We start from the raw sequence: 16,563 nt of genomic DNA, 5'->3' as shown, positions 1-16,563 counted from the left end.
TCAGAAGTTCATTGAGGCATAAATGCCGAAATGCTTATCGCTGGCAACCGGACTAAGGGTCAGGTTATGCTTTTTAGCGAACGGGCGTGTAAAGATATAAGCACTTCCTGCACCTATCGCCGCTCCGGCTGCCACATCCCACCAATCGTGTTTCTTGGCATACGTGCGGCTCCATCCTACATAAGTCGCAACGGCATAAGCCGGGATACCCCATTTCCAACCGTAGCGGCGTTGTATAAAGGCCGCTCCCGTGAAAGACACCGAAGTGTGCATGGAAGGGAACGAATGGTTATCGCTGCCGTCGGGCCGTTCTTTCTTGACGATATACTTTAGGGCATAGGTCATACCTAAAGTCGTTACACCGGCAAATACCCCTTGTTTCAGTCCCTGCCAGTCCTGTAATACCAGGATGGTGGCCAGGCTGGCGGCCGGTGTGACGAAGGCTAGTACGTCGCCGGAGGTGCGTACCGCTTTGCGGCTTCCGCTGATCTGTATTTCCTGTGCATTTGCTGCAAGGCAGGCGGTGAATGCCAGAAGAACAATAAGAATGTGTTTGATAGGTCTCATAATCATGTTTTATTAATGATATGAACGACTTTTACCAGAACTTATTGTTTTCAGCACTGTATTCAAAGCCGGCAATAGCCAGTTTGTGTACAAGCATATCCTTGTCTACATCCATCTTACTGCATAATTCATCGAGTGATGCATATCGGTCGCGTAGTTTCATGTTGACTACGCTAAAGAGCATCGCCGGGTCTTCGGGGAGTTTCATTGTTTTCATCATTTAATTTTAATAACTGTGATATATACTATTTTGTTCAAAACGGGCGGTTTTAATATAAAGCGATCAGTTTAGGGAAAAAGATGATACCGCCTACGATAGCGGCAGCAATAGCCATGATTAATACGGCTCCCGCCGCCAGGTCTTTGGTACGTTTGATGGCTTCGCTGTATTCCGGTGAAACGAAGTCCGCTATCGCTTCCAATGCCGAGTTGACCGCCTCGGCCGCCAGTACCGCACCGATCACGATCACAACGGCGATCCACTCCGTCTGCGAAATATCCAATAGAAAACCGGCCGCTATCACACAGACGGCTACAAAGCAATGTATCCAGGCATTGTGCTCTTTCGTAACCAGTAAGCGTATTCCGTTGAAAGCATACCGGAAACTCCGTAGCCGTTTGCGGAAAGTAAAACCATCATTCTTCATAAATCGAACCTGTTGAAGCCACAAAGATAGGCATTTTAATTAAAAACCATTCATCGGCACCAATACAGTAGGGATCAATAACAGGAATCCGAGGATGACCATCACCAGGATAAACTTCCAGGCCCAGCCGAACCATTTGTCGTAAGGGATACGGCTGACTCCCAGAACGGCGATCAGTACGCCGGAAGTCGGAGTGATCAGGTTAGTGAACCCATCACCGAACTGGAAAGCCATGACGGTTGCCTGTTTGGACAATCCGATGAGGTCGGAGAAGGGAGCCATGATAGGCATTGTCAGGGCGGCTTTCGCACTGCCCGAAGGGATTACCAGGTTGATCAATGTCTGGATAATGTACATCATGCCGACGGTGGCCACCTGTCCGAGTCCTTCCATCCCTTTGGCCAGATTGAAGAGGATCGTGTCGATGATCTTTCCATCCTGCAGGATCACGATGATACCGCCTGCCAGTCCGACAACCAGGGCGGCACTCATAATATCTTTACATCCGTCGAGGAAGAGTTTGACCAGTTCGTTCGGCGTACGGTTATTGGCTATTCCGGCTGCAATCCCCAGGACAAAGAACAGGGTGGCGATCTCCATGATATACCAGCCGTAGCCCATTACCCCTGTGATAAGGTAAAAGATCGTAAAGAACAATAGGTTCAGTATGTATAGGTGAACCGTTTTTCTCAGGGTAATGACTGAAGTCAGGATAAAAGCGACGGTGAGGATCGGCATCAAAGGTAATCCTTCGATTACGCTGTTACCTATCCGTAAGGTCGTCAGCGGATAATAAATGGCGAAGACGATCTGCGCTACCGTCAACAGGGCGAAACTGATCCAGGCTGCTTTGGGTGTATGGTAAGTGACGTCGAGCGAGGTATTGCTGTGCAAGTCGCGCCAGTACTGGTCTTCTTCGTAAACAGGGGAGAACTTCGGGTTCTTCTTTACTTTGGCTGCGTATCGCAATATCCATGCAAACCCGATGATGTTAATCACAAACCAGCAGAAGATACGATATTCTATTCCCGAGAAAAGCGGGATACCGGCCAGTCCTTGTGCTATACCGATCGTGAACGGATTGAGTATGGCTCCCGCAAACCCGAGTCCGGCGGCAACAAACACCATACAGACCCCGGTGATCGAGTCGTACCCCATCGAGATCGCCATCGGAACCAATACCAGGCAGAAGGCGATCGTTTCTTCACTCATACCGAACACAGCTCCGAATATACTGAACAATAACATAATGGAGGTAAGAAGGAAATTCTCTACCCCGATCTTCCGTATCAGCGGATTACTTTCCATCTTCCGGGCTTTTCGCAGGAAACTGACGGTGCCGATATCGAAAGCCTTGCTGTCGTTCACAATCCAGAATGCTCCGCCGATGATCAGGATAAAGACAATGATGTCCGCCTTGTCGACAAAACCTTTATAGAATGCAGAAAAAACTTGCCAGGTCTGTGGAACCCGTTCTACCGTTTCGTAGACGACTGTTTTTTGTCCTGCGTCGTCGATACTTTCCATATATTGTCCGCCGGGAATGATCCATGTCAGGGCGGCGCAAAAGAGGATGATATAAAATATGATAACGTATGTGTGAGGTATCTGTCTTTTCTTCATGATCCTTATTCTGTATCTGTTTCTTCTTCGATTTCTGTCAACGGCCCCAGTTCGGGGATGATGGCACGGGCTTCACGGTCGCTCAGTGTATCCACATCTTTCAGCTTCCGTTGGATGGCACGGGTGCGGGTACCCAGAACCTCTTCTATCTGGCCGCTGGCCGTTTGCAGGTTCTTCTGCGCTTTTTCCAGCATACCGCCTACCTTCTCGAACTCTTTCTTTACGGCACCGAGTATCGTCCATACCTCGCCCGAATGTTTCTGTATCGCCAGGGTACGGAAACCCATTTGCAGGCTGTTCAGGATGGCTGCCAGTGTTGTGGGGCCTGTCACTACCACTTTATAGGTACGTTGCAACTCTTCCAATAGGGCAGAGCGGCGCACCACTTCAGCGTAGATCCCTTCGAACGGAAGGAACATAATACCGAAGTCGGTCGTAGCGGGCGGGTCCAGGTATTTGTCGGATATGTCTTTGGCCATCTTCTTGATGGTTGTTTCCAACAGCTTGCCTGCGGCTTCGATTGCCTGTGGGTCGGCATTGTCGTAGGCATCCAGTAGCTGCTCGTATATGTCTTTGGGGAACTTGGCATCGATCGGAAGATAAACATATTCGCGCATATCGTCGCGTCCTGGCAGCTTGACGGCGAATTCGACAACGGCATCCGATCCTTTGCGGGTATGGAAGTTCGCTTCGTACTGCTCCGGAGCCAGAATTTGTTCGAGCAGCATACTGAGCTGTATCTCCCCGATATTCCCCCGTGTCTTAACATTACTTAGCACCCGTTTCAGTCCGCCTACATCCTGTGCGAGCGTCTGCATTTCCCCGAGCCCTTTTTGTACGCTCTCCAATTGTTCGGTGACGAGGCGGAAAGATTGCCCGATCCGGTCATTCAGTGTCTTTTGTAGTTTCTCGTCTACGGTGATACGGATATCTTCCAGGCGTTTTTCCGTATTGGTGATCAATAGGCGTTGCTGTTCGTCGAGGTTAGCGAACTTTTCCCGTTGCAGGTTGTTGAAAGAAGCGATACCCCGGTCGAAAGCTTCACGGAATTCGCTCATGGAACGAGTCAGTTCTTCCCGATTGTCGCGGGCCACGATGCGTCCTTCTTCCCGGTTGAGACGGAAGTCTTCCCGGAAGTTTTTTTCAATGCGTTCGAACGAACGTTGCATCTCGTCAAGCAGGCGTTTCAGTTCATTTTGTGTATCGGAAGTGTCCTTTTTAGGACGGAATAAGATCTGTAAAATAATGATGATAAGAAGTCCGCAAATGATTAACCAATCCATGTCTTTTTATTTTGCGTCAAAGATAGAAAAACTGTGCTCTCATTAAGTAATTAAAAAGAGTTAAAAGAAAGAACATTATTCTTTAACTTTTGTTTTAGTGATACAAAGCAGCTTATATTTGTGAGCCGCTTTTAACGTAAAACATAAAATACTACAAAGATGGCAAAAATAACATTTAAAGGTAGTGCCGTAAATACAAATGGCTCATTACCAGCAGTTGGAGCAGAGGCTCCGGATTTCAAAGGAGTAAAAAGTGACTTGTCTGAATTGTCTCTGAAAGAATTGAAAGGAAAGAACGTTGTGATCAATGTATTTCCCAGTCTGGATACAGCGGTCTGTGCTGCATCGGTGAGACGTTTTAATAAAGAAGCAGCTTCTTTGCCTAATACTGTGGTTCTGGCCGTATCGAAAGATCTACCTTTTGCACATGGACGCTTCTGTACTACGGAAGGTATAGATAAAGTGATTACACTTTCTGCATTCCGGGGTCCATGGTTTGAAGATAAGTACGGGATGCTGATGGTTGACGGTCCGTTGAAAGGGTTATTGGCCCGTGGCGTGATTGTAGTCAACGAAGCAGGAAAGGTCGTTTATGAGGAACTTGTTTCCGAGATCACGAACGAACCGAATTATGAAGCAGCTGTTGCTTCATTAAAAAATTAAGTAGATTATTGTTTTTCATTGGTTAAAGTTAAGGGTTAGTGTAGAAGGCTGTCGGATGTGAATCCCGCAGCCTTCGTTTTTTAAGAGTTTGATAATTCGGATTTTATTCGTATACTTGCAGCAAATTAATCATCTTTTATGTGTTCAATAACTTCTAAATTTGGTTTCGTTTACTTTGTGTAACGGCAGATAAGAGCCTTCTTATCTTTTGAACCTTCATTTTTTACTTCCGGAGAGGCTTCGGGAAGTACATTCCTATACATATTTTATTTTAATTAAAAGAAGTTATGAATAACTGGAAAAAAGTATTCGCTATTATATGGACCGGGCAGTTCTTCTCTATCCTGACCAGTTCGATCGTCAATTTTGCAATCATCTTATGGCTTAGTTTCGAAACGAAATCGGCTGAAGTGCTCGCTTTTGCAGCTATTGCCGCCATGCTTCCGCAGTCGGTACTCGGATTGTTTACCGGTATATTTATCGACCGCTGGAAAAGAAAGCGGGTCATGATTATGGCTGATAGTTTTATCGCTTTCTGTACGCTGATCCTCGCCGTCCTGTTCTATCTGGATGTAGCGAAGCTCGGACATGTATATATTTTGCTGGCTTTGCGTTCCGTCGGTTCGGCCTTTCACATGCCGGCCATGCAGGCTTCCGTACCTTTACTGGCTCCTAAGTCGGAGCTGATCCGTATTGCAGGGATCAATCAGATCATTCAGTCGGCCTGCAACATTGCCGGGCCTGCTCTGGCTGCTCTTTTTATCTCTTTTATGGAGATGACGAATATCCTGTTATTGGATGTGATCGGGGCGGCATTGGCTTGTACTTCGCTTCTGTTTGTAAAAATCCCCGATCCCGATAATACGGAAAAGACGCAAAAGGTTCAATTGTTGAAGGAAGCCAAAGAGGCGTTGACGGAAGTACGGGCACAAAGCGGATTATCATGGTTGTTTGTCTTGTCTATTATTGCTACCTTTTTTATTATGCCGGTCGGTGTGTTGTTTCCTTTGATGACATTGAATCACTATTCGGGGAATGCTTATCAGATCAGCTTGGTCGAAGCAGCTTGGGGGATAGGTGCTTTGCTAGGAGGAGCCTTCCTGGGGATCAAAAAGTTTAAACTGAACGAGATCTCATTGATAAACTGGATGTATCTTCTGCTCGGATTTACATTCTTGTTGTCTGGTGTCCTGCCTGTTTCAGGATATCCTTTGTTTGTGGGGTTGACGGCCATTGGCGGCATATCCGGTTCTCTTTATATGGCTTCCTTCACTACCGTACTGCAGACGCGCATCAATCCGGTAGTGATGGGGCGGGTATTCTCGTTTTATATGAGCATCAGCCTTCTTCCTTCGATGATAGGATTATTGAGTACTGGTTTTCTGGCTGATAATATCGGAATAGGGAATACCTTTATAATTGGCGGTGTACTGGTCGGGATAATCGGGGTAATTTCATTTTTCGTACCGTCGATAAGAAAGTTGCGAGATAGCTTTATTCCATAGCTTGTCAGAGAAGAATCAAAAATACTTATTGTATAAAATGGCTTGTATTGTAGATGTTCGACGTCTATAATACAGGCCATTTATGACATAGTTCTGATAGAACTATTTTATATTTATGCTGCAAATATAGTATATATTTTATTATAAATAGCTTATTGAAACAATTAAATTAATAATAGTCAATCTTTAAGCTGGATAATGTTAATAATTGATCTAAGAAAATAAGTTAATCTTAAATAGCGGTAGTTTTCAATTCCTTTTTGTTTATCTTATTGTATTTCTGGCCTTTATAGGTGTACGGCTTGCACTAGTTCTATCAGAACTATGTTTGGTGGTTTAAATCCTTAGAGACGTGAGAATCTGAATGCCATAGAAAATATGTAATCTATAAGTAGTGGTGAGTTTCAGCTCCTTGGATCTAATTCATATAGTTACTAGTATTATTATTAAACAAAAAGCAATTGTTATGTTGAAAATCGCAAGACCAGTCAGCCTTATGCTTTTGTCTGCCGCATTATGCTCCGGAGGAGTTTATGCAGCCGGCCATACAGCAATTCCCAAAGTTGACATTTCTCAGCAACAAAAAAGTTTGAAAGGGACAGTAAATGATGTTTTTGGCCCTGTTGCCGGTGCTTCTGTTGTCGTGAAAGGAACGACAAATGGAACAGTTACTGACATGGATGGTAACTTTGTACTGGATGTTAAAAACGGAGATGTGATCCAGATTTCCTTCATCGGCTATCTGACGCAGGAAATCAAGTACACAGGACAGGCAACCTTGAATGTCTCTTTGGAAGAAGACACACAGAAGTTGGATGAAGTAGTCGTTGTCGGTTATGGTACTCAGCAAAAAGCGAATCTTTCGGGTGCCGTTGCATCTGTTGCAAGCGACGAATTAACAAACCGTCCGATTTCTAACGTATCATCCGGTCTGCAAGGTTTGATGCCGGGTGTGACAATTACGGCTGGTGAAGGTCGTCCGGGTGAGGACGGTAGTAATATCCGTATCCGCGGTGTCGGAACCTTGAACAATGCTTCTCCTTACATCCTGATTGATGGTATCGAAAGTGGCTCGATGGATAGTGTAGACCCGAATGACATTGAAAGCATTTCAGTTTTGAAGGATGCTTCTTCTGCTGCTATCTACGGTTCGAAGGCTTCCAACGGGGTAATCTTGATTACTACAAAACGTGGTAAAACCGGTGCTCCCCGTATTTCTTATAATGGATATGTCGGTGTGTCAAACCCGACTTCAGTGATCGAACGTGTCAGCTCTGCCGAATATGCCATGCTGTACAACCGCATCGACGAGAACAACGGATTGCCTCACCGCTATAGCGACGAAGACATTCGTCTGTTCCAAGATGGCTCTGACCCATACGGACACCCGAACACAGACTGGAACGATGCCGCTTATCAGACCGGTGTGTTGCACAAACACAATGTCAACGTGAGTGGTGGTACTGAAAACACCAAATATATGGCCTCTGTCGGCTATTTGGGACAGACTGGTATTCTACCGAATTCAGAACGTAAACAGTTCAACGGCCGTGCCAACCTGGACATGAATATCACCAAGAAGTTGACAGTTCGTTTGAACATGGCTTATATCAAGAACGACTACAAAGACCCGAATTCCAACTATGGAGGTGGCTGGTCTGACCAGATTATTCGTCAATTGAACATCCTAAGCCCGATGATTCCTATTTATAATGAAGACGGAACATACGGTGCAACAAACGACGGTAACCCGATAGCCTGGCTGGATTCCGGACAGACAGTCGATAAATACAATCAGAACTTCACCGGATCATTGGCCGTTGACTATCAGATTATCGATGGCTTGAAGGCAACCCTCTCCGGTTCGTATGTGAATGACGACCAGCATTTCAAGGCTTTTGTTAAGAAGGTGGCCGAAGACCCGACACAGGCGAACCGTCCGAACAGCCTCGAAGAACGCTTCACCAACTGGACACGCTACAACTTCGACGCCCTGTTGAACTACGACAAGACATTCGGGCAGTTGCATAATCTGAAAGCTATGTTGGGTTATCATGTTGAGCAATACGACGTACGCTATAACAGTATGTATCGTGAAAATTTCCCGAACAACGAATTGGACGATATGAATGCCGGTGCTACGGCCACTCAGACCAACTCCGGATTTACACGCGAACTGGCTATGCTTTCTTACTTCGGTCGTATCAACTATGATTATGCCGGAAAATATTTGCTGGAAGCCAACTTCCGTGCGGATGCTTCTTCCCGTTTTGCTCCCGGACATCGTTGGGGATATTTCCCTTCTTTCTCCGGTGCATGGCGTATCAGCGAAGAAAGCTTCATGGAAAATACAAAAGATTGGCTGAACAGCTTGAAGATTCGCGGTTCGTGGGGTATGTTGGGTAACCAGGATGCGTTGAGCGACGGAACTCCGACCGGAGGCGACTTCTATCCTTGGTTGAACACTTACAACTTGGGGGCAAACTATCCGATGGGTGGTGCGCTGACAACCGGTTATTATCAGGGAAGCTATAAGATTGAAGACCTCTCATGGGAAAAGTCAACAACCTGGGGCTTGGGTATCGACGCTATGATCAACAATAAGATCAGCTTCACTTTCGACTATTACGATCGTAAGACAACGGATATTATCATGGAAGTGCCCGTCCCGACCGAATTTGCTTTGGGTGCTTATAAGGACAACGTAGGTGCTATGCGCAACCGTGGTGTGGAAATTCAGTTGGGCTATGCCAACCAATGGGGGGACTGGAAGTTAGGCGTTGTCGGTAACTTCGCATACAATAAGAATAAGATCGAAAACCTGGGTGGTGTGGAACGTATGGCCGATGGCGACTTTATGCGCCAGGTAGGTTCGCCTATCAACTCATGGTATGTGTACCGTACAGACGGATTCTTCCAATCTGATGAAGAAGCACAGGCATGGATGGATAAATACTCCAAACAGGATGGTTATCCGTTCGGTTTGCAGTTCAAGGGTGGTGACTTGAAATATGTCGATACAAATGGCGACGGTAAGATCACAGCGGAAGACCGCGAACTGTATAAGACAAAAGATCCGGTGATGACCTTCGGTCTGAACGTGAATGCCGGCTATAAGAACTTCGACTTGACACTGAACTTTACCGGTGCTGCCAACGTTGGTTTCGCTTATACAAAAGAAGCCTTCGGTGAATTTTCCGGTAGTGCAGGCCACCCGTCAACCGCATGGCTGGACTCATGGACACCTGAAAACAAGAACGCAAGCATGCCGCGCGTGGCAGAAGCCCGTATGTCTCCGAGTGAAGCCTCTGTCGTATTCTCTGATTTCTGGGTAATGAACACAAGCTACCTGCGTCTGAAGACTGCACAGCTGGGCTACACCTTCCCGAAGAGTATCCTGGAAAAGGCGGGTATCCAGAGTTTGAGAGTGTACTATTCAGCAGAAAACCTGTTGACATTCGATTCTATGCCGCTGAATGTAGACCCGGAAACAGTAAGTACACGTTTGTCAAGCTATCCGCTGTCTACAACTCATTCATTCGGTGTTAATGTGACCTTCTAAATGATTAATGACTATCTAATATAAGTTGAATTTTATGAAACGATTATCTATATATTTATTGGCAGGAGTAGCGCTTTTCTCTACTTCTTGCTCTGACTTTTTAGATACAGCACCACATGATGCATTGTCGCCTTCTACCACTTGGCAGACAGAAGAAGATGCAGAGAGTTTTGTGGTTGGATGTTATAACGGGCTGTGGGATGCAGGATCGTTGTTATATCTCGACTGTGGTTCTGATATTGGCTATAACAACTTCTCGTGGGAAGGATGGCGTCCTTGGGGAGACGGCTCTTTGTCCAGCGGTAATCCGGGTGCTTCGTTCTATGACTTTACTATTATCCGTCGTTGTAATACGGTCTTGGAGAATATCGATAATGTAGAATTTAAGTCGGAAGCAACAAAGAACGACTTGATTGCACAGGCAAAGGCGATCCGTGCTTACAAGTATTTCTTGTTGAACTGGTGGTATGGTGGTGTGCCCATCATCGATTCTTATCTGACAGCTGAAGAAGCACAGGTGCCTCGTAATACGGAAGAAGAAGTACGTGCCCAGATTGCTCAAGATTTGGAAGATGCTTTGGCCGGTATCAGCGAAACGCCTGCTGCACGCGGACGTATTGCCAAGGGCGGTGTCTTGGCTATCAAGATGCGCGAAGCCCTTTATTATGGCGAATGGCAGAAAGCCAAGGAAGCTGCACAGGCTATCATCGACCTGAAGCAATATGAACTGGATGCGGATTATGAAAATCTGTTTAGATTGACAGGTGTCGATTCGAAAGAGGTTATCATTGCTGACCAACGCATTCCGAATACATTCGGTTTGGGTACAATTGGTCAGATGTATAACAATAAGGATGGTGGCTGGTCGTCTATCGTTCCGACACAGAATTTGGTAGATATGTATGAAATGACAGACGGAAAGACAAAAGAAGAGTCTAGTTTGTATGACGCAGCTCATCCGTTTGCCAATCGTGACCCGCGTATGGATATGACAATCTTGTATCCGGGACAGGACTGGAAAGGTGAAGTCTTGAATACATTGGATGAATTAGAATCTGATGGCAAGACGAAGAACATCAACTATCCAACTTATACAGATAATGCTTCTAAGACATCTTTGACTTGGGCTAAATACTTGGATCCGTTTGAACAATATCCTAATATTTGGAGCACCGGAACTTGTGTAATCGTGTTCCGTTATGCTGAAGTATTGCTTACGTATGCCGAAGCAGCCAACGAATTGGACGGTCCTTCCGATCAGGTGTATAGCTACCTGGATCAGATCCGTAGCCGTGCAGGCATGCCGGCAGTAGACCGTGCTAAATATAGTACAAAAGAAAGCCTGCGTGAACTGATTCGTCGCGAACGTTGTATTGAGTTGGCTGGTGAAGGTGTGCGTCGTGCTGATATTCTGCGTTGGAAAGATACCAACGGTAAGATGTTGGCTGAAACATTGCTGAACGGTCCGTTGAACCGCATTACCGGTACAATCAATTACAGCGAAACTGATCCTTACAAGCGTGCCGTTATCAATGGTGAAGCGCTTATCGAAAACCGTCAGTTCGCCGTGAAGAACCGCTATCTGCCGATTCCGCAGACCAGTAGAGACAAGAATCCGAATCTGGCACAGAATCCGGGTTATTAATTGATCCTATTATTCTTCTTATCGAGATAAAATAATATCTTGATGTATAATGAAGGAAGAGTCGGAAAGCCGTAGTCATTGCGATGACAAGCTGGAGGCTCTTCCTTTGTTTGTTTTTAGAAATAAACTTCTTACAAACTATTGCTTTTCTCGTTATATTTTATATCTTTAGTCCCAACTTAGTATTACTATCTTGTACACCCTGGCTGACTATCCTGTACACCTTGCCAAGCCACCCTGTACACCCTATTCAATTATCCTGTACAGGGTAGTATTACTAACTAGTGACTAAAGAGATAAAAGGTAGTAACCTTTGACATAACTAGTAGTAATATTAAATCTAAAAGAAAGGGAACCGCATGGCTGTAAGGTACAAACTCACGAAAATCAATGACAATATCACCGACAAAGAGCAGGTGAAGTACTCAGTAACCACCGTAAGTTACGGTAATGTAAATCTCGACGCCCTGGCCAATCAGATGGCCGATATGAGCACCTTCAACTACGGGGAGGTGAAAGGGATGATCGAAAACCTGACCCGTATGATCGCATTTCATCTGAAAGATGGCTACACCGTTACAATAGACGGTTTGGGCACGTTCAGTATCACCGCCCAACCGAACCGGGAGGTGGAAGTTCCTTCCAAGGTACGTGCCGAGTCCATCAAATTGAAAAGTATCAGCTTTAAACCCAGTCCGAAACTAAAAGAAAAGCTGAGCGATATAGAGTTTACGAAGCTGAAATAATCGTTTATACATAAAGTTTTGGGAATTTATCTGTCATCTGCCACTATCGGTGGTAGATGGTTGAAGGATAATTTGTTAGGTGTGGCAGATGATGAGGTGTTATCTGCAACGATATCTGTCATCTGTCACACGCCACAAATAAAATAAATGGTATTTATGAAAGTAACACAGATGAAAGGCGATGGTAAGTCGCTGAAAAATATAGAGTTGGAGGCTGTAATGGCAACGATGGCCAATGAAAAGTACAGCAGAGAAATAGTATTGTTGAGAGAGTCACTGAAAAGTATAATGCCTGGTCGTAAAAATGTCCATGCCGATAAGATCCCTGTTTTACTGTTTGCTGCTAAGTTCAGGAAAAAAGAGAATGAACTGTATTTCAGCTCGTACAATGGAGTCGTTTTGGTACAGGTCAATAACCTGGCAGATCGTAGGGAAGTGGAAAAAATAAAGAAATTAGCTTCGGAAGCTCCGCAGACACTGGCGGCTTTTGCCGGATCGAGTGGCAAAAGTGTGAAAATACTGGTTCCGTTTACCCTGCCGGATGGTTCTTTGCCACAAACGAAAGAGTTGGCAGAATTGTTTCATGCGGCAGCCTGCCGGCGTGCGGTGAATTATTACCGTGGCCAGTTGCAATGTGATATCCTGTTTGAAAATCCGTCTTTGGAGCAAGGGTGCAGGTTCTCGTATGATCCGGAACTTTATTATAATCCTTCGGCTATCCCATTGACATTGGAACAACCGATGCAATTGTCTTCTGAAATTACTTACAGGGAGGCGGTTGAGAAAAATGAAGACCCGTTACTGCGATTGATGCCCGGTTATGAGCGTAGCCATATTATTTCCCGTTTGTATAATGCCTGTGTACAGGATGCATTGGACAAGACCGGAGGGCTGGACGAAGGGAGGGAGGTAAGGCCTTTTCTGATCCGGTTGGCTGAAAACTGTTTCCATTCGGGTATTCCGGAAGAAGATGCTGTCCGCTGGACGATGATATACCAGGATCTGAAGTTTTTTGAAGAGGAAATAAGGGAAACGATACATACGGCTTATCAATTATCCAGGAATTTCGGGAAGAAGTTTACTGTACCCCAGGAGCAATTGATGGCTGTTAAAACGGATGAGTTTATGAAGCGTCGGTATGAATTCCGGCGTAATATGCTGACCGGGGAGGTCGAGTTTCGTGCCCGCGGATCTTATTATATTCAGTTTGCTCCGATAACAGATACCGTATTGAATAGTATCGGGCTGAATGCACAGGCCGAAGGGTTGGCATTGTGGGACAGGGATGTGAAACGATATGTTTATTCGGATCGCGCACCGGTCTTTCATCCATTGGATGACTTTCTGGATCATTTGCCTGTCTGGGACGGAAAGGATCATATTCGTGCTTTGGCAGATACATTGCCGACTGCTAATCCGGATTGGCGCGATCTGTTTTATATTTGGTTTCTGAGTATGGTTATGCATTGGCGCAGGCGCGAACATCTGCATGCGAACAGTTCGTTGCCATTGCTGGTAGGACCGCAGGGATGCGGCAAGTCTACCTGGTGCCGGAATTTGTTGCCTCCTTCCCTGCGTCTATATTATACCGATAGTATTGATTTCGGGAACAAGCGAAATGCGGAGTTGATGTTAAGTCGTTTTGCCCTGATTAATATCGACGAGTTCGACTCGGTCAGTTCCGCTTATCAAAGTTTTTTGAAGCATGTCCTTCAAAAGCCGGTAGTCAATGCCCGTCAGCCTTATAAGCGGAGTGTCGATGCGCTGCATCGCTATGCTTCTTTCATTGCGACCTGCAATAATTACGATTTATTGTCCGACCCGACCGGAAGCCGCCGTTTTATTTGTATTGAAATAACAGGTACGATCGATCATTCGTTTACGGTAAATTACGAGCAATTGTATGCACAGGCATCAGCCGCTTTGGCTTCCGGCGAGCGTTACTGGTTTACTTCCGAAGAAGAGTTTTCGACGACAAAGAATAATGAGGCTTTTCAGCAAATGCCTGTTGAAGAACAATTGCTTTTGCAATATTTCCGTCCCGCTTTGCCGGATGAAGATTGTGAATGTTTATCTCCGATTGAAATAGTCCTTTATCTGCAAAAGATGAGCGGTGTGAAGTTGGGAAATAAACGGTTGTCTTATTTCGGTCGCTTGTTGCAGAAAAACAAGTATCCTTCCCGGCGTACCCGACGCGGTACTTGCTATTCTGTCGTAAAAATAAAGTAAAGGGGTGACAGGTGGCAGATGCGGTTGCAGATAAATCGTTGAGTCTGCAACCGTAAATTCGCTGTTCAATAGTGTGTTATGTGTATTTGTTGCAGATGGCAGATGAAATAAGTGAAACATTTGTATGAAAGCTGTTCGGCATTGTTGTTGCAGATGATACAAATCTGATAAAATGCAAACAAATCTGTATCTTTGTATGTCGATATAAGGATGTAATATGAATAAAAAGATACTTCAACTGGCAATTCCCTCTATTGTCTCAAATATAACCGTTCCTCTATTGGGACTGATCGATGTCGCCATTGTGGGACACTTGGGATCGGCTTCCTATATCGGAGCGATCGCAGTGGGAGGGATGCTGTTTAATATAATCTATTGGTTGTTTGGTTTCCTACGGATGGGGACGAGTGGGATGACTTCGCAGGCTTTTGGTAAACGTGATCTGAACGAGGTGACCCGTGTTTTGTTGAGGGCAGTGGGAGTAGGGCTTTTTATAGCTTTATGCCTGTTACTGCTTCAGTATCCGATTCGGAAAGTCGCTTTTCTTTTGATAGATGCTACTGCCGAGGTTCGCGAGTTGGCTACGGTTTATTTTAGTATCTGTGTATGGGGAGCACCCGCTGTACTGGGGTTGTATGGTTTTGCCGGGTGGTTTATCGGCATGCAGAATTCCCGTTTCCCGATGTTTATAGCGATTACACAAAATATAGTGAATATCGTCGCAAGCCTGGCTTTTGTCTATCTGTTGGATATGAAGATCGAGGGTGTGGCATTGGGTACGCTGATTGCCCAATACGCCGGACTTTTTATGGCTTTACTGCTTTGGCTACGTTATTACGGAAGATTGAAAATTCCTTTTCGCTGGCGGGAGATTTTGGGCTGGACAGCTATGCATCGTTTCTTTCAGGTAAATAGCGATATCTTTTTCCGTACGTTGTGCCTGGTGGCTGTCACAACCTTTTTCACATCGACAGGGGCGCGGCAGGGGGATGTCGTATTGGCTGTCAATACCTTATTAATGCAGTTGTTCACCTTGTTTTCTTATATCATGGATGGCTTTGCCTATGCCGGCGAAGCGATGACAGGGCGTTATGTCGGTGCACAGAACCGGAATGGATTACAAAGGATGATCCGGCTATTATTCCGTTGGGGCTGGGGGTTATCATTATCCTTTACAATTCTGTATATGATAGGCGGTCAAGGCTTTCTGGGCTTATTGACCAACGACACGACAGTCATAGAGGCTGCCGGAACTTATTATTACTGGGTGCTGGCTATCCCATTGGCCGGTTTTGCCGCTTTCCTTTGGGATGGCATCCTGATCGGGGCTACAGCTACCCGCCTGATGCTTTATTCGATGCTGGTCGCTTCAGGTACATTCTTCGTTGTCTATTATCTGTTTTACGGAATAATGGGAAACCATGCATTATGGATGGCGTTTTTGATTTATTTATCGTTACGAGGAATTATGCAATGGGGATTGTGGCATCGCCGCTCTTTTGCCTCTATCTGAATATGCTATAGGGGGGCTTATTTGAATGGGGGGCTTATTTGAATAGGGCAGGCCCTGTACGGGCGGTTCGCGAACCGCCCCTACCGTCGCCCCATCCCCATCATCGCCTCTATCCCCATCATAGCCTCCATCCCCCCTTTCATCTCCTATATTTATCCCTATCCCACCTCTCCGGATTCTCCAATATATAATTATATATATTCTGATATGAGTAATCATTGCGGATAATATGTTCATAATAATTGCGATGCCACAATCGTTGGCCTGGTGTGTTATTGATAAGATTAATGTTTTTGGTTGTGATTGTTTTGAATGCGCCGATGATGCGGCCGAGGGGTTTGGTGGGGCGGGAAAGGGCGGTTCGCGAACCGCCCGTACAGGGGGAGGTGATTTCGATGATGGCGTGGAAGTGGTTGGGCATGATGCAATAGATATTGAAGCGGATGTAGGGGGATTGTTGTTCGATTTGTTGGCAGGCGGATTCGATGATTTGGCCAAATTGGTTTAATATCATTTGGCCGTTGGTGATGTTGCCAAATAGGCATTGCATATTATGCGTGCATATCGTTATGAAATATAG

The 16,563-nt window shown here is 45.5% G+C and carries 13 protein-coding genes; 8 read left to right on the top strand and 5 right to left on the bottom strand.

What is annotated here, in order from left to right; translation table 11 throughout:
* From BQ7394_RS16885 to BQ7394_RS16865, 5 genes are all read right to left on the bottom strand, one after another.
* On the bottom strand, positions 1 to 567 hold the full coding sequence (locus tag BQ7394_RS16885; protein ID WP_087880609.1) for a phosphatase PAP2 family protein: 567 nt from the start codon (positions 565 to 567) through the stop codon (positions 1 to 3).
* Between the two features lie 31 nt (positions 568 to 598).
* On the bottom strand, positions 599 to 775 hold the full coding sequence (locus BQ7394_RS16880) for a DUF4250 domain-containing protein (RefSeq protein WP_075560084.1): 177 nt from the start codon (positions 773 to 775) through the stop codon (positions 599 to 601).
* Between the two features lie 61 nt (positions 776 to 836).
* Positions 837 to 1,214: a diacylglycerol kinase gene (locus tag BQ7394_RS16875; RefSeq protein ID WP_075558499.1), complete on the bottom strand. Its 378-nt coding sequence runs from the start codon at positions 1,212 to 1,214 to the stop codon at positions 837 to 839.
* A 39-nt stretch (positions 1,215 to 1,253) separates the two neighbouring features.
* Positions 1,254 to 2,837, bottom strand: a complete 1,584-nt coding sequence (locus BQ7394_RS16870) for a YfcC family protein (protein WP_075558498.1) — start codon at positions 2,835 to 2,837, stop codon at positions 1,254 to 1,256.
* Positions 2,838 to 2,842: 5 nt separating this feature from the next.
* On the bottom strand, positions 2,843 to 4,120 hold the full coding sequence (locus BQ7394_RS16865; RefSeq protein ID WP_075558497.1) for a DNA recombination protein RmuC: 1,278 nt from the start codon (positions 4,118 to 4,120) through the stop codon (positions 2,843 to 2,845).
* A gap of 159 nt (positions 4,121 to 4,279) precedes the next feature.
* On the opposite strand from BQ7394_RS16865, the gene tpx reads away from it, so the two are divergent.
* The 8 genes from tpx (at position 4,280) to BQ7394_RS26660 (ending at position 16,491) form a co-directional block, all read left to right on the top strand.
* Complete coding sequence (tpx, locus tag BQ7394_RS16860) at positions 4,280 to 4,783, top strand: thiol peroxidase (protein WP_075558496.1); 504 nt, start codon at positions 4,280 to 4,282, stop codon at positions 4,781 to 4,783.
* A 287-nt stretch (positions 4,784 to 5,070) separates the two neighbouring features.
* Positions 5,071 to 6,288, top strand: a complete 1,218-nt coding sequence (locus BQ7394_RS16855) for an MFS transporter (protein ID WP_075558495.1) — start codon at positions 5,071 to 5,073, stop codon at positions 6,286 to 6,288.
* A gap of 466 nt (positions 6,289 to 6,754) precedes the next feature.
* A complete protein-coding gene (locus BQ7394_RS16850; protein WP_075558494.1) occupies positions 6,755 to 9,850 on the top strand; it encodes a SusC/RagA family TonB-linked outer membrane protein in 3,096 nt (1,031 codons plus the stop codon).
* 34 nt (positions 9,851 to 9,884) lie between these two features.
* Positions 9,885 to 11,495: a RagB/SusD family nutrient uptake outer membrane protein gene (locus tag BQ7394_RS16845; RefSeq protein WP_075558493.1), complete on the top strand. Its 1,611-nt coding sequence runs from the start codon at positions 9,885 to 9,887 to the stop codon at positions 11,493 to 11,495.
* 359 nt (positions 11,496 to 11,854) lie between these two features.
* Positions 11,855 to 12,241 carry an HU family DNA-binding protein gene (locus BQ7394_RS16840; protein ID WP_075558492.1) on the top strand — a complete coding sequence of 129 codons (387 nt, stop codon included), beginning with the start codon at positions 11,855 to 11,857 and terminating at the stop codon, positions 12,239 to 12,241.
* Positions 12,242 to 12,397: 156 nt separating this feature from the next.
* Positions 12,398 to 14,470, top strand: a complete 2,073-nt coding sequence (locus tag BQ7394_RS16835) for a BT4734/BF3469 family protein (RefSeq protein WP_075560083.1) — start codon at positions 12,398 to 12,400, stop codon at positions 14,468 to 14,470.
* A gap of 217 nt (positions 14,471 to 14,687) precedes the next feature.
* Positions 14,688 to 15,983 (top strand): MATE family efflux transporter, encoded by a 1,296-nt coding sequence (locus BQ7394_RS16830; RefSeq protein WP_075558491.1) that lies wholly within the window; start codon positions 14,688 to 14,690, stop codon positions 15,981 to 15,983.
* 247 nt (positions 15,984 to 16,230) lie between these two features.
* Complete coding sequence (locus BQ7394_RS26660) at positions 16,231 to 16,491, top strand: hypothetical protein (protein WP_154674745.1); 261 nt, start codon at positions 16,231 to 16,233, stop codon at positions 16,489 to 16,491.
* The last annotated feature ends 72 nt before the right edge of the window (positions 16,492 to 16,563 follow it).

Source organism: Parabacteroides timonensis (assembly GCF_900128505.1).
Taxonomy (GTDB): Bacteria; Bacteroidota; Bacteroidia; order Bacteroidales; family Tannerellaceae; genus Parabacteroides; species Parabacteroides timonensis.
The sequence above is the reverse complement of the archived record's forward strand: the minus strand, read 5'-3'. Positions and strand labels throughout refer to the sequence as shown.